Genomic DNA, 21005 nt, shown 5'->3' with positions numbered 1-21005 from the left:
GAACCACCGTTGCTTTTTAGATAATATCAGAATGAATAAAGAGGGCGAGAAAAATGGAAAAAAGACAAGCTGGGTCAAAACTTATCAGCAAAAATACGTTGATTGCTTACGGTTTTATTCTGCCTTCTTTGCTTGTTTTTGCAGTATTTATGTTTTATCCGCTTTTCTATACGGTTTATTTAAGTTTTTTTGATTGGAATATGATTAAGCCGGTAAAGGCATTTGTCGGCTGGGAGAATTATATTGCGTTGTTCCGCGATCCGCTGACTTATATGGTGATGAAAAACACCTTGCTATATATTGCCATCTTGCTGTTGCTTAACTGTGCGGCGCCTTATGGGCTAGCTTTTATTCTGTCGTTTGTCATCAAGCGTGGACAGGGTTTTTATAAAAGTGCGTTTTTCCTGCCCAGCGTCATATCGCTTGTTGTCGGCTCGATTCTGTATTTGTGGATATTAAACCCCATATCCGGTCCGGTTGCGATGATCGCCCAGTTTTTGGGAGTTACCGTACCCGTATGGAGTAAAACCCAGGGACTGGTTATCATGGTGTTGAGCATTATTACCACCTGGAAAGTCTTTGGGTATAACTTCATTGTCATTTTTGGCGGTGTTACGGGTGTGCCTAAAGAGGTTATTGAAGCCGCCCGGATCGACAATGTGCCCCTGCACCGGATTTTCTTTGATATTGTCCTGCCGATGAGCAGCGCTACCGGAGTTTATATTTTTATCATGACTATTGTTCAGGGACTGCAATATATTTTTACCCCCATTAAGGTCATTACCCAAGGCGGTCCGGATAACGCAAGCTCGAACGCTATCTACAATGTCTACCAGGAGGCGTTCGTTTTGTACCATACCGGCTATGCATCCGCCTTTGCCATTGTGACGATGGTGCTGTTTGTGGTTTTGCTGATTGTTGAATTCAGGTATGTGGAGAAGGGGATCTACTATGAAAATTGACAAAGAGATCAGGTGGCATATTCTGCTTGGCTATGCTCTGTTCCTGTCCCTGATGCCCATTGTTTTCGCCATCTCCAGTTCCTTTAAGGAACTGAGCGAGGCGTATAGCAACGTGTTTAGCCTCATTCCGCAACAGCCGACCCTCAGTAATTATTTCCAAGTGTTTTCCCGGCTGCCGTTGGCGCAAATCACCACCAATACCTTTCTAATTGCGGCGGCTGTTACCATGTTTAAACTGATCACCGGCATACTGGCAGCCTATTCGTTTGTGTACTTTGATTTTAAGGGAAAAAATGCCCTGTATTTTATTTTGATCAGTACTATTTTTGTTCCTTTTACCGTTACCATGATTCCCAACTACCTAACCGTGTCTCAGCTTGGCTTTAGGAATCATATTATCGGTGTCATTCTACCCCAGCTCAGCGATGCCACCGGCATTTTTCTGCTCAGGCAGGCGATGCGGACCATTCCGCGTTCCCTGATCGAGGCGGCGCGCCTGGATAAGGCTGGAAGCCTGAAAATTTTGGGCGATATTGTACTGCCGCTGGTGAAACCTGCGGTTGTTTCCACGGGAATCATGTTTTTTATCAATTCCTGGAACGAATATGTCTGGCCGGTTCTGATCCTTAAGGACAAGGCGAACTACACGCTGCCCCTTGCACTGCAGCTCTTCATCAGTTCCGAGGGAGGCACCGATTTCACAATTGCCATGGCGGTATCGGTAATTACCATGATCATTCCCCTGGTGCTCTATCTTGTGTTCCAGCGTTACATTATTAATACCTTTACTTCTTCCGGTATTAAAGGATAACGATGGCCAATTACCAAAAAAGGAGGGGAAAACGATGAAAGAAATTGTTTTTGAAAATGTATGTAAAGCGTATGATAAAACCAAAGTTATAGAGAACCTGAATCTTACCGTCCGGCCGGGAGAACGGCTAATTCTCCTGGGTGCGTCCGGCTGTGGAAAATCCACAACCTTGCGGCTGATTGCCGGCCTGGAGGAAATCACCTCCGGCAGCCTGTATATGGATGGCCGGCGAGTCAACGATGTAGACAGCGGTGAGCGGAACGTGAGTATGGTGTTTCAGAATTATGCTCTGTTTCCCCATATGACAGTAGCCGACAATATTGTCTATGGCCTTAAGATACAGAAGCTGCCGCAGGAGGAAATCGGCCAGCGGCTCAGGTCTGCGTTGGATATACTGGAGCTGAATGGGCTTGAGAACAGGAAACCGAAAGAATTGTCGGGAGGGCAACGCCAGCGCGTGGCCCTGGCACGGGCTGTAGTAAAACGGAGCGATTTTTTACTGTTGGACGAACCGCTTTCCAATCTGGATGCTCAGCTCAGAGGCCATGCCAGAAAAGAATTAGTCAAGATTCATCAAATGTATCATCAAACCTTTATCTATGTTACGCATGATCAGGTTGAGGCCATGACTGTCGGCGACCGGATTGCACTCATGCACCAGGGGCATCTGCAAATGCTGGATACTCCGCATAATGTGTATAACCGGCCGGCAAATATTTATACAGCCAGGTTTATTGGTTCGCCGCCGGCCAATATCCTGGAGGCGCATTATGCAGACCGTCAGATCAAAGTAGGCAAGCAAGCCGTCAGGCTGCCCGAATGCTGGAGTGTTCAAATTGGAAAAAGCGGCTGCCGGGAGTTTTGTCTGGGTGTCCGGCCGGAACATATCCGCCTGGAACAGGAAAAGACGGACAATGCATTTGCCGGTACTATTAAATATATTGAAGATTATGGCAACCGCTGCGGCGTTTATTTTGACCTTGAGGGTAACGAAGTTGCCGCAATTGCTGAAAGAAACGATTTGAAACCGGGCAAAACCGTATACTTTACGCTTGACGCCGAAAAAATTCATATATTTGACAAACAAACAACCATGAACATCGGGTATCCGGAGGTGTACCATGAGCAGCATTTATATCAGTACCAATCTATATGAACCGGAACAGTTGCAGCTGATTTTTACCTTATTGGATAGAATCGGCGACCCTTCGATTGGCATTGAGCTATTCCCGGAATGGCAGAATGAGGCGTTTCGGCGCAGGCTTGCAGAATATATGGAAACCCTTCAGCAATACCCAATCTCGCTGCATGGTCCTTATTATTGCACCGAGCATACCAGGGCCGAAGGCACGGAAGAGTATGCCAGATCAATGGATTACTTTCGCCAAACGCTGGAGTTGTCGCAACGGCTGAACAGCCGGTATATCGTCTATCATCACAATAACTGCCGGGTAGAACCGGAGTACCGGGAGGCAATGCTAACAGCTTCCACAGAGAATCTCGCGAAGCTCCGGCGTGAGGCCGAAGCTTTCGGCGCCCGGCTGGTGATCGAGAACGCAGGCGTGCTGGCCAGGGGCAACGTACTGTTCGATGAAGCGCAGTTTATCAGTATGGCCGGGAGCATGCCTGAAGATATTTTGCTGGATGTGGGTCATGCCCATGCCAACGGCTGGGATATAAGTCATGTGATTCAAACGCTGGCCCATAAGATCACTGCCTATCACCTGCACAATAATGACGGCTATCAGGATAACCACAACCGCATTTGCCAGGGGACAATGGAATTTGCTCAGATCCTTGCATGCTGCAAAAAGTATACACCCCAGGCTGACATTGTCATTGAATATGGGAAACAGTGTGCTCAAGACCCGGACGGCATTGCCGATGATGTCGCCTATATCAAAACAGTTCTGAATCAGTAACCCGCTTCGAAAACCGCCATAACAAGCATGAGGGTTTATAGAAAAAGCGGACGCCTTGGTTTCAGTACACCATATGCATACTTTAAGAAATACGGAAAGTACAAATACGAAATCAACACATATGGCTCGGCTGAAAGTATATGGAAGCAATAATGGATTATGCCAAGTACGTTGGCTGTAATAATTAAGAGCACCTCCTGTGGGTGCTCTTAATTGGCGAATGTCCTATAATCTTTTAAGCTGTTGCTTGCAATCTATTTGATTAGGAATACCGGCGTAAGATTTTAATAGCTCCATCATGCTTTGTACATTAAACTTATGAGCAGCTTCTAAGTTCGTTTGTTGCTTAAGACGCAAAGAATTATTTCCACTTTGTAGACAAGTTTCTTTTTTTACTTTTTCAAAATCTGTCGCTGATGCATCTAATTGGCTTAATTGTTCGACAGGAACTTGATTAATTAATATTTCATTTCCCTCTGAATCAATAAGGTAAGTACAGTAAAATTTCCCTTCTACTTGAGAACAAACTGTTCTTTTCCGTTTGGTACCTTCTTTTTTATCATCTGAGCCAATGGAATTCTCTGATTGGTTGGAATACACATCCGGAATAGTGGACTGCGCTGTTTCTGATTGAATATAACTGTCAAAATCGGATTTTTGACTTACCGTTTTTAAAGTTACCTGTGGGTTAAAAGTTCCGCTCAAGTTATTTAGAAATGTATTACCGTTAATATTTTGCACCATTATTATCACCTCATTAAAAAACTCTTCTAAAGTTCTATCGCAATAGCTCCCATATTTCTTAAGTTTTTTTATATTGGGATTCCATACAAGGAAAATTATGTAAAACTCTGCATTAAATCAGCAGGAGTTTTATGGTTTTACCCGGAAATAAAATAAAGCTTTAAAATGAAAATTCAGATATAAAAATTAATGTATTGTTAAATAGGCTGTCAACAACCCTGTTCCTATGACCACCTAATAGGAGGAAAAACGGAATAATTTATTAACTTGAGGTAATATCATGGTCAAAAAAATTGCTAAATCTAAACTATTAACACCAAATCTGCCTCCCGAATTACCATCGACACATATAAATGAGCTTCACGACGAAGACTGCATAGAACTCAGCCTTATACAAGACTGTACATTGGAAACTCTGACTGCTGAAAACGTTGCTATTAACCAAGTCTTATTTAAAAACGTTGTTTTTAACTGCATCCATTGGCCCTATGTCAAACTGACCGACACAGTCTTTGAAAATTGTGATCTTTCCAATGCGGACTTCAGTCAATGTTTTATGGACCGTGTCCGGTTAACTAACTGCAAGATGGTTGGTATTGACATGACCGAAGCATCTCTGAGAAATATTGTCGTTGATAACTGCAATGCAGCCTATTCCGTATTGCGTTATACCAATTGTAAGAAAGTTAACTTTCATAACTCTTCTTTTGCTGAGGCTGACTTTTATTCCGCCACATTAACTGACATAAGCTTTGCGCATTGTAATCTTGATAAAGTTCAATTTTCAGGTACTACACTTGCTGGAATCGATCTTAGCACATGTCAATTTTATCAGCTGGGCCTAACCATAGATAACCTTCGCGGTTGTATCATCGCTCCCGAACAAGCAATTGCTCTTGCTAATATATTGGGAGTGGTTATAAAGGAGTAGAGGATTTATCTTTATAAATGTAGGCACAACTATTGAAAAGTGGTTTTTAAGGGGATGAAAGTGGAATTGTTATGGGTCTTATTAAGCGAGTAGCTGTAGGACACAAAGAACCGTCCTTTAGCTTAGCTTACTAGGTGAAAATTGAAAATATCCGTTGACCTCATATTTTGAATACTTTACAATCATAAATACCGGCGGTAGGTATTTATGATTCCGATATGTAAGAAATGGAGTTGTCGCAATTGACCAAAAAAGCCCCTAAAGAACAACGAATGGAAGATATTCTGGAAGCAGCAGTTACCGAATTCCTGGCAAGGGGATACGAGGGAGCTTCCATGCAGGCTATTGCCGCCCGGGCGGGCCTGACAAAAGGTGGATTATATTACCACTACAAAAGCAAGGATGAGATTTTGCTGGCCGCCAACGGCAAATACTTTGAGCCGGTACTGGAGTTTATCCATAAAGCAGAGAACATGTCTTGTCCGGTGGAGGGCTTACGCTATTTTGTATCGGTTTATCTGCAATACTGGGCAAGTCACCTCCGGGAAATGACTTTTATTTTGCTGTCTTTGTCCAAGATTCTGGCTTGTGCCGATATGTGGCCGCTCATTAGTACATATAGCAGCGATATGATTTCTTTTTATGAAAGGTTATTTGCCAAAGGGCTAAACCAGGGAAAGTTTCGCGAACACCTGCCGCATAGCCAGGCCACAGCCTTATTTGCAGCTTTGGATGGAGCAACGCCCTATCTGCTTATCAGTCAGCAACTGACGGCTGAAGGTGTGGCTAAAGATCTGGAGGATACATTTATTACTGCACTGCTTAGTCACGCCTGAAACAAAGTTCCGGGTGAATGAAAAAACGGAGGACATTATGCTTGTAAAATGGCTGTCGGGGTTAATAGACGCTAATTTGCCGCAGCCCCGAGCCGGGGCCGCGGCGGTTGAAATGACAGAGGTACGTAAGACATATCTTACCGGAGCCGGTGAATTTGAAGCGTTAAAAGGCATCAATATGTCGGTGGCGGCCGGTGAGTTTGTCGCCGTTGTAGGGAAATCCGGCAGTGGCAAATCGACATTAATCAATATGATTACCGGTATTGACCGGCCTACCGGCGGTGAGGTCTGGGTGGCCGGCATGCCGGTTCATGCCCTGAATGAGAACCAAATTGCCGTTTGGCGGGGACGGACGGTAGGGGTGGTATTTCAATTTTTCCAACTCCTGCCTACGCTGACCGTACTGGAAAATGTTATGCTGCCCATGGATTTTTGCAGCATGTACGCCCGTACCGAAAGACCGGCAAGAGCCCTGAAACTCTTAGAACTGGTGGGAGTACGGGAACAGGCTCATAAGCTGCCGGCCAATTTGTCCGGGGGCCAGCAGCAGCGGGTAGCTATTGCACGGTCGTTGGCCAATGACCCGCCGCTTTTGGTAGCCGATGAGCCGACAGGCAATCTGGACAGTCGCACGGCTGCCGCCGTGTTAGATTTTTTTAAAGAATTGGCAGCCGGTGGCAAAACCATTCTAATGGTTACCCATGACAATGATTTGGCCCGCCGCAGCGGCCGGATTGTGACGGTTTATGACGGTCAGATACTGCCAGCCGGGAATACGGAGCGTGACAGCAGTGATTAGCTACGCGTTTATTAAGCCGCGGTGGCGCAAAGTGCTGGCCGACTTGTGGGGGAATAAGCTGCGGACCCTGCTGGTGGTGCTGTCCATCGCTGTAGGCGTATTTGCTGTCGGCATGGTCTATAGCGCTTACCTTATGTTTGAGCGGGACCTGGATGCAAGCTGGCGGTCGGCGGCGCCGGCCAGCGCCAGTCTGTATGCCGATCCCTTTGACCAGGAACTGGTTGACAGTGTTCGCAGCCTGCGCGGCGTAAAAGAGGCCGAAGGCCGGCGCAATGTTGACCTGCGGGTGCGGACCGCCGGCGGGGAGTGGGGGCAGATGTTTCTGACCGCCATTCCTGACTATAGCAGACAAAAGGTTAATATTATAAAAAGCCAGACGGGAGCCTGGCCCCCGGGCGACGGTGATGTTTTGCTGGAGCGCTCTTCGCTGGCCGAGCTGGGTGTAGCCACAGGCGGCAGTATTCAGGTGGAAACTTCGACCGGACGTAAACGTACACTAAAAGTTACCGGCACGGTGTATGATCCCAGTCAGATTCCCAGTATGTTCAGCGGCCGCTCTTATGGCTATATCAATATGGATACCCTTGAGAAGCTGGACGAAGAACGCCGACTGGACCAGGTAAATTTTGTCGTTGATCCCCGGGTGCTTAAGGGCAAGGAAACGGCGCCGATTGAAGCGGTCGGCCGGCGGGCCTGGAGCAAGCTGGAACAGGGCGATACCACAGTGTTCTGGCTGCAGGTAAATAAACCGGGCGAACATCAGTTGCAGAGCATCATTAATGCGCTGATTATGCTGTTGACCGTACTGGGAGTATTGTCGCTATTATTAGGCACTTTTTTGCTGGTGAATACGGTATCGGCTATTTTGACGCAGCAGGTCCGGCAAGTCGGGATTATGAAGGCTATCGGCGCCAGGCGTGACCAGATTCTAAGAATGTATCTGGCTATGGTTGGCGTTTACGGAGTGTTGGCGCTGGTGGTTGCTGCTCCGTTGGGGGCGCTGGCAGCCAGTGCGGTAACCGGTTTTATGGCCCAGGTCTTTAACTTTGACTTTGGCGGTTTGGAACTTCCGCCTAAAGTACTGCTGCTGGAAGCCGCCGCTGCAGTGGGGGTGCCGGTTTTGGCCGCCGTTTGGCCGGTGTGGCGTGGGACGGGAATTACTGTCCGGGAGGCAATCAGCGATTACGGTATAGGCAGTGCAACCGGCAAAGGCAGGCTGGACCGCTGGGTCGACAGGCTGCTGGAAAAGTTACAAAGCCTGTCCCGGCCCATCCTACTTTCGCTGAGGAATACCTTTCGCAAAAAATGGCGTCTGGCTCTTACCTTGCTGACACTAACCGTGGCCGGGACAGTGTTCATGTCGGTATTCACCGTCCGCTCGTCACTCTACTCTACCCTGGATGACGCTCTCGACTATTTCCAATACGACATCTCGGTAGGATTTACCGAAAACTACCGGGCGGCCCGGATCGAGCATGAAGTTCTTAGCGTTCCCGGTGTTAAAGCGGCGGAATCCTGGGGGTTCACTTCCGGGCGGATACTGCAGAGCGAGCGCAAAGAAGCGGAAGATGACGCCAGTAAAAATGTGTTCATTCTGGCGCCGCCGGTCGGAACAAAGATGATTCAGCCCAAAATTATTGAAGGGCGCTGGCTGGTGCCTGAGGATGAGAGCGCGCTCGTTGTTAATACGGAGACCTTAAAGGACAGTCCCCAGCTTACAGTCGGCAGTCCTGCGGTCGTAAAAATAGGCACCCGCAAACTCAAGTTTACTGTAGTCGGTATTGCCAAAGGTACGCTGACCGGGCCGCTGGCATATGCGCCATATCCCTGGTTTACCGCTGCCGTCCAGGAAGCCGGCGGTGCAAGGTCCGTCCAGATCGCAGCCCAGTCGGTCAATCCCCGGGAACAAACCGAGTTGGGAAGAAAGCTGGAAGAACACCTTAAGAAAAACAATCTGCGGGTGCAAAATGTCGATATTACCTGGGAACAGAAGCAGCGTATCCGTTCCCAGTTTGACATACTGACGGTATTTTTGCTGATTATGGCCATCCTGTTGGCGATAGTGGGCGCTTTAGGCCTGATGGGCACCATGGGCATTAATGTACTGGAGCGAACCCGGGAGATTGGCATTATGCGGGCTATTGGCGCATCCAGCAGTGCGATTGGCAGGATTTTTATCGTGGAAGCGTTGTGCATCGGTGTTTTAAGCTGGCTGTTAGGCTTACTGTTAGCCCTGCCGGTGGCTGCTTTGCTCAGTTATCAGGTAGGAGTCATGTTTCTGCAAAGTCCGCTGACATTTTCGTTTAGCTTCTTGGGGGTAGGAATCTGGCTGGTACTTGCGGCTTTGCTTTCGGTAGCGGCCAGCCTGATTCCGGCCCGCAATGCGGCCAGGCTTAGTGTGCGGGAGGTATTAGGCTATGAATAAGGGGAACGGAGTAGATGTAATGGAGATAAAACGGTTGAAAACAGGAGTGAGCTGGTTTAAGCGGCACTGGTTATTGACCTTGATTATTCTGATAGTCATATGTGCCGGCGGCTGGTGGTTGACTGCCGGACGGCAGGGGGACAAAAAAGAGATCGCTCCGGTAAAAGCCGACAACCGGGTGCTGGCAGAGGGTATTGTTTTTCCTGTCCGGTATGCGCAAATGGTTATGCCTGTTGAAGGTACTATTGGTGAGGTATTGGTGCAGGAGGGGGATATTGTAAAAGCCGGACAGCCAATCATCCGGCTGGTCCGGCAAGATTATCAGGCGCGGGTTGGCAGTACCCGCGCCGATATCAGCCGCGCTGCCGCCGCAGTGGAGCAGGCACGGGTCAATCTGGCCGATACCGAGCGGGAACTTACGCGGCAGCAACGTTTGGAAGCGGCCGGGGCTACATCGCGGCAGCAGGTTGATCAAGCTAACACGGCAGTGGACAGAAACCGGGCGGCCTTGGCTCAGGCTCAGGCCGAGCTGCAAACTCAGGAAGCCCGGCTTGCCGAGGCCGAAGGGCTGCTTGATAAAACCGAAATAAAAGCAGCCATAAGCGGCAAGGTGGCTTTTCTTGATATCAAAGTCGGGGAGCATGCTGCTGCCGGTACCGTACTGGTACGGGTCGCCGACGAAAGTGCCTGGGAAATCCGCAGTGATGACCTGACTGAGCTAACTGTCGCCAGAGTAAAAACAGGTGATCAGGTTGCCTTGACATTTGATGGCATTCCCGACCTGGAAATTCCGGGAAAGGTTAAAAGCATCAGACCATACGGTGAAAAAAAACGCGGCGATATTACGTATACTGTTACCATTGCACCGGAGAGCTGGGATGAACGGATACGCTGGAATATGACGGCGCAGCTTGCCATTACGCCTTCCGGCTTATAAACGGCTTTTATGCCGACTGGCCGATATCATACCCTGCTTGATTTGCGGTGTTGGCTCTCTTAGGTTTACTGTACTGGTTTTAGGTGTCATGGAGACGGTGCTATGATTCGTCCCCGTGACACTTTTTTGTCATATGAAAACCACGCGCTAGGCGTTTGTTCCGGAAAACTTAAAAGCTATGAGTAGAAAGAAAAAGCCCCCTTTGTTAGAATAAATGCGGGTTTGCCGACCGCATAATCGGAATAGAGCAGGCGTGTCACAACGGACAATACTAGTCTCGACCGGATACTATCTGTCTTCCTCATTAAGGGGTTAAAAGGAATATTGCCCGGGTGTATTGCAACTATATACCTTGTTGTATAGTAAAATATATAGTAACAATACACGGCATACGGTTGGTAATAGGGGGGATGGAAAAGTGAAATCTCTAATTTCTATCAGTGAAATGGCTAAATTGCACGGGTTGACCAGACAAACCTTAATCTACTATGATGAAATCGATTTGTTCAAGCCGATCCGGGTGGATGAAAAAGGTTATCGCTATTATAGTAACTATCAAATTCCCTATTTACGCGAAATTTGCTTTTTAAAGTCTTTAGGTGTGGGTCTAAAAGAGATTGTGGCGCATTTTCATGGACGCTGCCCGAAAAAAGAAATGACCCTTCTGGAAAAACATAAAGAAAGCGTTCTTCACGAAATTGCCAGGTTGAATAAGATCAGGGAGGCTATTAACCAAAGAATTAATATTTATGAAGAGGCAGTAGATGCTGATACTATGGCAATGCAAGAGCCGTTTATCCGTCCTATTGTGGTAAGACAGGCGATTTTTAAAGAGTATATCCAGCCTATTAATAAAGAAAACCTGCATCTAACTCTGATGAGTTTATGGCGAGAAATATTTAAAAAAGAATTGGTACCTTCCAGCGGCTTTGGTTCTATCATAAAAATGGAGTCCATCCTATCTGGAGAACCGTTACAAGGTGCCGGGAGCTGCATTTTTTTATCACCGTGGAGTACAGAACATTCAAATACTGTGGAAATTCCAGCCTCACACTATGCTTGCATGTATAAGTACGGTATGCCTTACGATATGACTCATATAAAAAAGCTTATGGACTGGATACAAAAGAACGGATATGAGCTTATGGGCGATATCATTGACGTCTGCTTATTGGATACTACCTTTTATAAGGATCAGCATTCCTTTGATTTCTGCATGTTGCAGGCTCCGGTAAAATTATGAGAAAATTTTAAAAAAGCATAAAGAACCTCTTGACTGTATGCTTGCTTTACAGATTACTATTTAATTCGTAAATTGCGTTTGAGTAATTTGCATGAAAGCATTCTAAATTGTCAGGAGGTTTTTTCATGTCACATGAAGTTTCTGATTTAAGGTCTGCGCTGGAATTATTAAAATCCCTGCCGGGTCAGTTGGTTTCTACCGATGTAGAAGTTGATCCGTCCGCTGAATTGGCAGGCGTTTATCGCTATGTTGGTTCAGGCGGAACCGTGGCTCGTCCGACGAAGCTTGGGCCTGTTATGATGTTTAACAAGGTCAAAGGACATCCCGGTGCAAGAGTGGTTATCGGCGTGCTTGCTGATCGTAAACGCGTAGCAACTCTTTTAAACACCAAGCCTGAAAGATTAGGTTTTTTATTGCGTGACGCTGTAAAAAACGCGATCCAGCCGGTTGTTGTAGGCTCCGAAAAAGCTAAATGCCAGGAGGTAGTTTATAAGGCGACTGATCCTGATTTCGATATTCGTAAAATACTCCCGGCCCCGACCAATACGCCGGAAGATGCCGGCCCGTATGTAACCTTTGGCATGTGCTACGCTTCGGATGTAGAAACTGGCGAATCGGATGTCACGATTCATCGCCTGTGCCTCCAGTCCAAAGACGAAATTTCCATGTTCTTTACTCCCGGTGCCCGCCACTTAGGTGCTTTCCGTGAAAAAGCAGAAGCGCTGAGCAAGCCCTTACCGATTTCTATTAGTATCGGTGTCGATCCCGCTATTGAAATTGCCTCTTGCTTTGAGCCTCCGACAACACCGCTCGGCTTCAATGAGTTGTCCATTGCCGGTGCTATCCGCGGCAAAGCCGTAGAGCTTGCGCCTTGCCTGACGATCAGGGAAAACTGCATTGCGAATGCTGAATATGTGATTGAAGGTGAGCTTTTGGTTGGCAAACGCATCCGTGAAGATATTAACTCCAATACTGGCAAGGCTATGCCTGAGTTTCCCGGATATACTGGTCCTGCCAATCCGGAAGTGCCGGTCATTAAGGTTAAAGCTATCACCACCCGCAAAAATCCGATCATGCAAACCTGTATCGGTCCTTCTGAAGAACATGTTAACATGGCCGGTATACCTACCGAAGCTTCCATCATCGACATGGTGGAACGCGCTATGCCGGGACGTTTACAAAATGTATACGCTGCGCCTCCGGGCGGCGGTAAATTTCTTGCCGTTCTCCAATTTAAAAAAGGAGTTCCTTCGGATGAAGGGCGTCAGCGTCAGGCCGCGCTTCTGGCGTTCTCTGCTTTTCCTGAATTGAAACAGGTAATCCTTGTTGACGAGGATGTTGATCTTTTTGATATGAATGACGTTATGTGGGCTATGACAACCCGCCTGCAAGGGGATGTGGATATCATCACGATTCCTGGCGTCCGCTGCCATCCGCTCGATCCCTCCAATGATGCAACTTGCAGTTGGACTATTCGTGACCATGGTATTGCCTGCAAGACCATTTATGACGCAACGGTTCCGTTCAAGGAGAAACACCGCTTTGAACGGGCTAAATTTATGGAAGTGGACCCTAAAAAGTGGTTGCCTGATTTTGAAGCATAATCATGAAAAAGGTGATATCCCTTAGCAAGGTTGTAGTTGTTTGCTAAGGGATATCACATCACGTTTCGGCAAGGAGGAAAATTAATGGGAAAGAATAAGGGAATTATCGGCTTTATCCTGGGTATTATTATCGGGCTTGTTCTCTATTTTATCAATATTCCCGGATTGAGTTATGAAGGTCATTTGTGCCTGGTCTTTTCTTTAATGACTGTAATCTTTTGGGCTTTTGGTATTGCCCAGCCCGGTTATACATCCGGTCTCTATTTACTATTGTTAGCTGTGTTTAAAGTGGCCCAACCTACTTTGATTTTCTCTACCTGGACCACTTCCATGATGTACCTCATCATCGGTGCTTATTTAATTGCGACCGCAGTTAAGGAATCCGGTCTGGGAGAAAGAATTGCTTATTGGTATATTTCCCAATATGTTACTAATTTTAAAAGTATTATTATTTCTATTTTTGTTCTGACGTTCATTTTGTCTTTGCTCATACCGCATCCCTGGCCGCGGGCCTTCCTGATTATGTCCGTTATGGCTGTGGTTGTTAAAAGTGCCAATATCCCGCGTGAAGATGCGGTTAAAATCGGTTTCACCGTATTTACCGCTTCTATTCCGGTTTCCATGATTTTTTTGACCGGCGATGCCTCCATTAATCCCTTGGCTGCAGCAAGCTGCGCCCCTGAAACGGTAGGCTGGATGGAGTGGTTCAAAATTATGGGCTTGCCGATGACTGTAACCAGTTTCATCACCATGTTCATGATACTGTTCATGTTCAAACCTAGCCGGGAAGTTGAAGTTAACAAAAACGAAATTGCCCGGAAGCGGGTTGAACTCGGTTCTATGACCGCTCAAGAAAAACGCACTGCATTCTGGGTGATTATGGCGATTATCCTTTGGATGACTGATACCATTCATGGTATTGACATTGGCTGGGTTACCCTTTTCATTGCGGTTATGATGGCAATGCCGAAAATCGGCGGTATTCTTACTCCTGGCAGTTGGAGCGGTGTGCCTGTACAAACCCTGCTTTTCTTGACCGCAGCGGTTGCTATTGGTCGTGTCGGCGGCGCTACCGGCATGAACACATGGATCGCTCAAACCTTTCTGCCCGGCACGGTCCCGGAAAATATGTTTGTTCTAGCCGCGTTTATCACGGTTGTTTCCATTGTGATTCATTTGTGCTTCGGCAGCGTAATTGCCGTCATGGGCATCGTTATTCCGGCCATGCTGGCTTTTACCAAGCCTATGGGGCTGACGAGCATAATTCCTGTTATGATTGCCTATACCGCCATCAACGCCCACTTTATCTTACCGTTTCATAACTTGGCGATTTTGGTGGGGACCGGTGAGGAGAATGGTATGTATACCGAAAAAGAAACGATTAAATTCGGTCTTCCTTTCACGCTGGTGCTGTTTATTATCACTTGTATTGTAGAAATACCGTGGTGGAAAGCTATCGGTCTGTGGTAATAGGAGAGCCTTTAAGTTTTATTAAATTGGAAAGGATCTAAGTCATGCGTTTAATCGTAGGTATCTCCGGCGCAAGCGGAGTCATCATGGGATACTATATGTTGAAAGCCTTAAAACAGATCCCCGATATGGAAATACATTTAGTGGTTACCGAAGGTGCTGCAAAAACCTTCGAATACGAAACGGATTTGACTATGGGCGAAGTGACGTTTTTGGCAGATGTGGTTCATAACAATAAAAATATGGCAGCCAACATTTCCAGCGGCTCCTTCAAGACCGATGGCATGATCATTATTCCCTGCAGCATGAAAACTGTATCCGGTATTGCTTCCGGTTTTGCGACTAATCTTCTTTTACGGGCGGCAGACGTATGTATTAAGGAAGGCCGCAAGGTAGTCCTTGTGCCCCGTGAAATGCCTATGAGCAGGATTCATCTGCGCAATACCGAAAAGGCGGCTGAGTATGGCTGCATCATAGTTCCTCCGGTGTTAACATTCTATAATGGTTCCAACTCAGTGGAAAAACAAATCCAGCATATTATTGGCAAAATTTTAATGCAGTTTGGGGTGGAGTATAAAGAATTTATAGCGTGGGAAGGAGCGGAATGAGATGCTTTCTACAAAGATTACTGTTGGCAGCCAGCCTTACGAAATTACGGCTGCGGTTACTTTGTGCGGAAAAGACGTAGTAGTAGCCATTGGCGGTGGTCAAGCACCTCATGTGGGAGCTGCAGCCCTGGCCTTGCCCAGAATGAGCTTAAAAAATAATGGGGTAATTTCCGCGACAGCGTCTGTACTTTGCGTGACGGGCCATAAAGAAGATGTGATCACCAGAGATGCGGCGCTGCGTATGGCAAGTAAATTAAACACTACTGTTTTAGTATCCGTGGGTCTGCACTTAGACAATGCAACGCCTGAAGATATAAAACGGCTGCAAGCTAATTTTGAACGGTTAGTAGATAAAATTGAAACATGGTTAATAAAAAATAGGGGCTAATTACATCTCTTATAGTTGGTGTTTATCCAATCAGCTTTAAACCAACAGCAGAGCCAAGCACAACGGCAATAGAAATAATTCTTGATAGATTTCTAGGTTCACCATATACAAACATCCCCAGTACTGCTCCTCCCGAAGCTCCAATTCCAGTCCACACCGCATAGGCTGTTCCCATAGGCAATGTCTTCATAGCAAGTGCTAGAAATAAAAAACTTAGGCCAAAGCCGATGAGCAGCAGGGTAAACGCTTTCCAGTTGCGGTCTCTATGAAATTTGTTAATCATTGCAACACCCATCATCTCAAAGATGCCTGCCATTATTAGGAATAGCCAATCCATATTATAGCACCTCCTTCTCTTTCTGCTTGCTTAGCATCTTAAGACTGATAACGCCGCTCAACAGTAGTACAATCAAGGCGAGCTTAGCAGATATGACAGGTGCATCGAACAATATAATCTCTGCCAGTACGGTTCCCGCTGTTCCAAGTCCAACGAAAACAGCATATACCGTCCCAACGGCAAGATCACGCCCAGCCATAATCATTAGGTAAAAGCTGATGATTATGGCGATTAATGTCCCTCCCCATTCCAAGACACTATCCGCATGCTTCAGCCCGATTACCCAGCCCACTTCAAAAAAAGCGGCAATAACAACCGATATCCAAATTTTGTTCATGATAGCCTACCTCCTTCTTTAGTATTAATAAAATACAGACAAGAAATAAAGCCCGGGAAAATAAGCTGCCATATTGCAGCTATTCTCCCGGGCTTTTATCCCTCCGTGCTACAGTCCTTAGACTGTCGTTTTCTCTCGGACCAGACCAGCGAACCGCGGAACCCTAGAAAACTATTTATTACATTGAACAACATTATACACAATTACTTTGAGTTGTCAAGAATCCCTGCAAAAACAGGGGGTTTAATTTTTATGAGCATGTCATCGCAAATCCCGATTTTGAGGGAATAGAATATGCCGTTTGTTATTGAAGCAAATGGCGCTTTTGTTTTTTTATGATTATCTATTTGAACTATACTAGCAAGGCGCAACCTAAGTCCGAGTCAGGCTTCCAGGGAGTCCACGCTTTCTAATTGTTCCGGTTTTAGCTATCTTTTTTAGTAAATCTGACAAATGATTGTGAACGATTTAATTTATTTATAAACAAAGGATATTGCCAAATGTTGACGAATAGTGAAAATTGTAGAAATGTGTCGAAATATTGTGATGTGTTTACGTAGAGGGGGGGAACTGAACTGAATAGTTGCCAACATTAGTTTTTTCCCAAGCGGTAATATGCAAGGTTGTAGCGTAGAGGGAAGACTTCTAAAGGCTGCCGAACAAAAAAATCCATTTGGTCTCCGTATAGCTTATTTCGAATTGAAACAGAGGATGGGAAAAAAGATGAAAATGAATTTGACGGCAAAGATGGGGTTTATTGATAATTTGAAAATCGTTGGCAAGCTTAGTATTTTAATAATCATTGCATTTTTGGCTTTAGGCTTGGTTGGTTACACTGGCTATCATTATTTAGAACAGTCGGGGACTACTATGGATGTTATGTACAGGGAGCGTCTTATTCCCGTGAAAAATTTAAATGAGAATAGGATGTTAATAGCTAGATCTAACGGGGCTGTATTGGAAATAATGCTTACAACAGATGATAAGAAGAACCTCGAACTGAAAAAAGTGATGGATGAATCAGGAAAGAGAATAAGTGCTAACTTTGAAGAGTTTGAGAAATCTCATATGGATTCAAAAGGGAAAGAACTATTTGATAAAGTAAAAGAATCAAGAAAAAAATATTTGGATTCTCGTACGCAAGTTATAGAATTAGCTATGCAGAATAAAAACGCAGAGGCCTATACTCTTTATGTCAAAGAGGTTGATGTGCTTGCCGATGCGTACATAAAGCAATTAGGAGAGTTAAGCAGTTATTACACGGAACTTTCGGAAAAAATGAATACGGATAATAAGGCAGCTATCGCGAAAGCAACGCAAGTTTCAATCGGAATTACATTTGTTGCTTTACTCGTTTTATTGCTAAGCGGTTGGTATGTAACCAGAATTATCGCTAGACCGTTACAAACCATGGTAACAATTTGTAAAGAGCTTGCATCCGGTGATTTTCGCGATAAACCGCGGAGCGTTGTTCGAAAAGATGAGGTTGGACAATTGGCCGATGCATTAGCGGATATGAGGAACAGTATTCGTGTTTTGATGGAGAAAGTGACAGAGTCGACCGAGCAAGTTGCGGCGTCTTCCGAGGAACTAACTGCCAGTGCAGATCAGTCGGCACAGGCTGCCAATGTGGTAGCAGGATCAATAACGGAAGTGGCTCATGGAATGGAAGAACAAGTGTCTGCCGTGAATGACACATCTGCCGTTATACAGCAAATGTCAGCCAGCATTGAACAAATTGCTGCCAACTCAAATGAAGTTGCTGGTCGTTCCTCACTGGCATCTACGAAAGCGGTCGAGGGAAATCAATCGGCAACAAAAGCGGTTGACCAGATGGGACAAGTGGAAAATACGGTAATCAATTCTGCTAAAGTGGTTTCCAAGCTGGGGGAACGTTCGAAAGAAATTGGTCAAATCGTTGAGACGATTTCCAGCATTGCTGGACAGACAAACCTGCTTGCGCTAAATGCCGCTATTGAAGCGGCCAGGGCCGGAGACCAGGGAAGAGGATTTGCTGTAGTAGCGGAAGAAGTGCGTAAACTTGCCGAACAATCGCAAGAAGCAGCGAAACAAATTGCCGGTTTGATTGGGGAAATTCAGGAAGAAACGAATAATGCTGTTTTCGCGATGAACGAAGGAACCAAAGAAGTAAAGTTAGGGGCCGAATTAGTCAATACGTCAGGCCGGGCTTTTGAAGAAATTGCTGGTTTAGTTTCCCAAGTTTCAGAACAAGTTAAAGATATTTCAGCAGCAATAGAGCAAATGGCTGTTGGAAGCCAGCAGATTGTTGAATCTATAAAGCGGATTGATGGAACAAGTAAAAAGGTTTCCGGGGAAACTCAATCCGTTTCAGCGGCCACGGAAGAACAATCTGCATCTATGCAGGAAATTGCTGCATCCAGCCAAGCATTGGCAAAACTAGCGATGGATTTGCGGAGTGCAGTTGGTCAATTTCAAGTTTAAGAATCCCTAAACTCAGACTAGTTGGTAGGCATGAGGGTAATTAGATGTTAATTGGGAATTAGTAATATTAGAGTTTAATAATAATGATAGTAATTGTATTTATAGTAGAAGAATATCGCTTAATGATATGCACAAAAGAAATACTTGCAAGAGATAATGATATATAAGAGCGGTCTTTTTGACTGCTCGTTTTATTTTGCAGCAAAACCAGTTTTGTATTTCCTGCCAATATCCGGTATGATTTAGAAAAAGGGAGGACTATAATCCTATGACAAAAGTAACAGTTGTAAAGGCCGGTTTCTACGATATTTAGGTAGTAGAGCCAGGCCATGACAGAATTTTGTTGATGTATGATGGGATTTTTGCTTAGACACGATGTGTCAATAATCTTGTCTACGTGACATGTGGGAATATCAAAAAGATATAGCAGGGACTATAAACCTGTCACCTCGCCCTTTAGCAAGTTGTTACAATACTATTAGAAAGGGGTGGCAAATTTAGAGGCCAAAGGAGGTTTTTACGGGAAAACGGGTACCAGCGCATTGCAGAATAATATTTCTCTAGGTTGGTATGTGGGCTTTGTTACTGTGAAAGGCCATCCCTATGTATTCGCGAATATTGATTCACAGGAAGAGTTTGCCGGCTATAAGCAAAAGAGCTTACCATTAATATTCTAAAAAAATATAAATTAGTACAGTAAATTGTTATACTGCTAACAGTTACATAATAAATAAACTTCAACTCTAGGGGGTATCATTGAACAAAACCGCTTCAGTCATTATGCTGAAAGCGGTTTTTGTCCATACTAAGTCTATGCAATGAGGGGTGATGAAACTGGTTTGTAAGCCTTAGTGTCGGCTCGGCACTTACGGTACTTGCAAACTGAACCGATAACGTTAATGAAAAGAGGACTAAATAAATTAGTTTTTCCTCTTTGTATACTCCTCAGGAAGAGCACTTGGAGCACAATTGATTACCTCTTCATTATCAGCACCACAGTCCTCAATAAATGTAATCGTTGCAAATTCATCAACCACCATTTTAGGATAAGTAGGTCCTTGATCACGATACTGATTCATTAGTGGTAAATGCTCATTTTGGAAACAAACTGTTTTCTGGGGAGTTTTACTGATCCAGGCGGGAAAGAAAATAGTTCCATGTATCCTTCTGGTTGCCAGATTGAAAGCCAAGCTTACGCAGGTACCAGTCGGCTCGTCCCAAGAAATTTTGTAGACATCATCTGCCAGGGCAACGATGTAGGCTTCTTGTCCTTTTACCCAACGTCCACCAACAATTCCGCTGTGAATCCGGTAATCAAATGTCGTATCATTTTTGATATAAACTTCATATTGCCATCCATTGTCATACGTATAGATAAAATGTTTACCTACTAAATCTTTTAACTCTTTCTTCATATACACATCGCTCCTTTTAGGTAAATATCAACATGTATATTTTTACATGTTGATATTTATGTATTTATTATATATACTAAAATTCTGGAAAGTCAAGTAAAAGGAGCAAGGTTTTATGAATACATTAGGATATGCCATTTTAGGCTTAATTCATAAACAAAAAGTTACCGGTTATGATTTAGCTAAGATCTTTAATGATAGTGTTGCTGACTTTTGGAACGCAAATCAAAGCCAAATCTATCCGGAGTTAAAAAAGCTTGTTCAATCTGAGCTCATTCAGTATGAGATTTTGGTACAAGGTGAAGTTTTAGAAAAAAAGCTATATTCTATTACGGAAAAAGGAAAAAAAGCATTAGAGACCTGGATTACTGAAGATGAGCCGCCGTTATCACAAAGCAAGGATATTTTTAAATTACGTATTTATTTTGCGGAGCATTTAAACAAAGAACAGTTGTTAGAAAAGTTTAAAGAGCGACAACTGAGGTGTAAAAGTCTGTTAGAGCGATATAAAATAAAAATTTCCGAGTATCAAGACTCAGAGGGTATCTCTCCTGAGAAATTAGGGGATTTTCTTTTATTAAAAAATGCTATTAAACAACTAGAAGCTCATATTTCGTGGATTGACGATTCAATAGCATATATTCAAAATAAATAGTAGCTATTTTTAAATAAGTGTTGTTACATTGAAAGTATAACTATAAACGGTAGTGGCACAGTCACTGATGAGATAAGAGTCAAGGAAACTGACCTTTTGAATAATTTCTTTAAGAGGA

At 44.9% G+C, this 21005-nt stretch carries 20 protein-coding genes and 1 riboswitch; of the genes, 16 read left to right on the top strand and 4 right to left on the bottom strand.

All coding sequences use genetic code 11. The annotated features are described in order from the left end of the window. Positions 1-53: 53 nt before the first annotated feature. Genes P22_RS13505 through P22_RS13490 form a run of 4 tightly spaced genes read left to right on the top strand, consistent with a single transcriptional unit; the run spans position 54 to position 3695 of the window. Positions 54-962, top strand: a complete 909-nt coding sequence (locus tag P22_RS13505; protein ID WP_054260781.1) for a carbohydrate ABC transporter permease — start codon at positions 54-56, stop codon at positions 960-962. Further along, positions 952-1773 (top strand): carbohydrate ABC transporter permease, encoded by an 822-nt coding sequence (locus P22_RS13500; RefSeq protein WP_054260780.1) that lies wholly within the window; start codon positions 952-954, stop codon positions 1771-1773. Before P22_RS13505 ends, P22_RS13500 begins: the two co-directional genes overlap by 11 nt. Positions 1774-1807: 34 nt before the next feature. Further along, entirely contained in the window at positions 1808-2929 is a 1122-nt protein-coding gene (locus tag P22_RS13495; RefSeq protein WP_054260779.1) for an ABC transporter ATP-binding protein, read from the top strand. Next, positions 2895-3695 carry a sugar phosphate isomerase/epimerase family protein gene (locus P22_RS13490; RefSeq protein ID WP_054260778.1) on the top strand — a complete coding sequence of 267 codons (801 nt, stop codon included), beginning with the start codon at positions 2895-2897 and terminating at the stop codon, positions 3693-3695. The genes P22_RS13495 and P22_RS13490 overlap by 35 nt, the downstream gene beginning before the upstream one ends. Positions 3696-3920: 225 nt before the next feature. Here the strand turns inward: P22_RS13490 and P22_RS13485 are convergent, their stop codons facing one another. Then, complete coding sequence (locus P22_RS13485) at positions 3921-4439, bottom strand: hypothetical protein (protein ID WP_054260777.1); 519 nt, start codon at positions 4437-4439, stop codon at positions 3921-3923. A gap of 280 nt (positions 4440-4719) precedes the next feature. On the opposite strand from P22_RS13485, the gene P22_RS13480 reads away from it, so the two are divergent. From P22_RS13480 to P22_RS13435, 10 genes are all read left to right on the top strand, one after another. Continuing rightward, complete coding sequence (locus P22_RS13480; protein WP_054260776.1) at positions 4720-5370, top strand: pentapeptide repeat-containing protein; 651 nt, start codon at positions 4720-4722, stop codon at positions 5368-5370. Positions 5371-5612: 242 nt separating this feature from the next. After that, entirely contained in the window at positions 5613-6206 is a 594-nt protein-coding gene (locus tag P22_RS13475; RefSeq protein WP_054260775.1) for a TetR/AcrR family transcriptional regulator, read from the top strand. Positions 6207-6243: 37 nt separating this feature from the next. After that, positions 6244-7005, top strand: a complete 762-nt coding sequence (locus P22_RS13470; RefSeq protein ID WP_082378492.1) for an ABC transporter ATP-binding protein — start codon at positions 6244-6246, stop codon at positions 7003-7005. Beyond that, the gene (locus P22_RS13465) at positions 6989-9430 is read left to right on the top strand and encodes an ABC transporter permease (RefSeq protein ID WP_235814649.1); all 2442 of its coding nucleotides are present in this window, start codon (positions 6989-6991) and stop codon (positions 9428-9430) included. The genes P22_RS13470 and P22_RS13465 overlap by 17 nt, the downstream gene beginning before the upstream one ends. Then, positions 9423-10367, top strand: coding sequence for an efflux RND transporter periplasmic adaptor subunit (locus P22_RS13460; RefSeq protein WP_235814648.1), 945 nt, complete (start codon positions 9423-9425; stop codon positions 10365-10367). The genes P22_RS13465 and P22_RS13460 overlap by 8 nt, the downstream gene beginning before the upstream one ends. A gap of 418 nt (positions 10368-10785) precedes the next feature. After that, on the top strand, positions 10786-11610 hold the full coding sequence (locus P22_RS13455) for a MerR family transcriptional regulator (protein WP_054260773.1): 825 nt from the start codon (positions 10786-10788) through the stop codon (positions 11608-11610). A gap of 125 nt (positions 11611-11735) precedes the next feature. Next, entirely contained in the window at positions 11736-13214 is a 1479-nt protein-coding gene (locus P22_RS13450; RefSeq protein ID WP_054260772.1) for a UbiD family decarboxylase, read from the top strand. An 84-nt stretch (positions 13215-13298) separates the two neighbouring features. Beyond that, positions 13299-14684 (top strand): SLC13 family permease, encoded by a 1386-nt coding sequence (locus tag P22_RS13445; RefSeq protein ID WP_054260771.1) that lies wholly within the window; start codon positions 13299-13301, stop codon positions 14682-14684. A 44-nt stretch (positions 14685-14728) separates the two neighbouring features. Further along, positions 14729-15292, top strand: coding sequence for a UbiX family flavin prenyltransferase (locus tag P22_RS13440; RefSeq protein ID WP_054260770.1), 564 nt, complete (start codon positions 14729-14731; stop codon positions 15290-15292). Position 15293: 1 nt separating this feature from the next. After that, the gene (locus P22_RS13435; RefSeq protein ID WP_054260769.1) at positions 15294-15680 is read left to right on the top strand and encodes a prenylated flavin chaperone LpdD; all 387 of its coding nucleotides are present in this window, start codon (positions 15294-15296) and stop codon (positions 15678-15680) included. 22 nt (positions 15681-15702) lie between these two features. Here the strand turns inward: P22_RS13435 and P22_RS13430 are convergent, their stop codons facing one another. Next, positions 15703-16017: a DMT family transporter gene (locus P22_RS13430; protein WP_054260768.1), complete on the bottom strand. Its 315-nt coding sequence runs from the start codon at positions 16015-16017 to the stop codon at positions 15703-15705. 1 nt (position 16018) lies between these two features. Then, positions 16019-16354, bottom strand: coding sequence for a DMT family transporter (locus P22_RS13425; RefSeq protein ID WP_054260767.1), 336 nt, complete (start codon positions 16352-16354; stop codon positions 16019-16021). 82 nt (positions 16355-16436) lie between these two features. After that, a riboswitch (guanidine-I (ykkC/yxkD leader) is annotated at positions 16437-16532 on the bottom strand. Positions 16533-17101: 569 nt separating this feature from the next. Here P22_RS13425 and P22_RS13420 point away from each other — a divergent pair. Next, complete coding sequence (locus tag P22_RS13420) at positions 17102-18817, top strand: methyl-accepting chemotaxis protein (RefSeq protein ID WP_054260874.1); 1716 nt, start codon at positions 17102-17104, stop codon at positions 18815-18817. Positions 18818-19737: 920 nt separating this feature from the next. Here P22_RS13420 and P22_RS13415 read toward each other — a convergent pair. Further along, the gene (locus P22_RS13415; RefSeq protein ID WP_054260766.1) at positions 19738-20232 is read right to left on the bottom strand and encodes a phenolic acid decarboxylase; all 495 of its coding nucleotides are present in this window, start codon (positions 20230-20232) and stop codon (positions 19738-19740) included. Positions 20233-20347: 115 nt separating this feature from the next. Here P22_RS13415 and P22_RS13410 point away from each other — a divergent pair, with 115 nt between their 5' ends. Further along, positions 20348-20887, top strand: coding sequence for a PadR family transcriptional regulator (locus P22_RS13410; RefSeq protein WP_054260765.1), 540 nt, complete (start codon positions 20348-20350; stop codon positions 20885-20887). Positions 20888-21005: the final 118 nt, after the last annotated feature.

The organism is Propionispora sp. 2/2-37, from assembly GCF_001298735.1.
In the GTDB taxonomy this organism is placed as follows: Bacteria; Bacillota; Negativicutes; order Propionisporales; family Propionisporaceae; genus Propionispora.
Note: the sequence above shows the minus strand (reverse complement) of the source record. Positions and strands in the feature narration are given on the sequence as shown.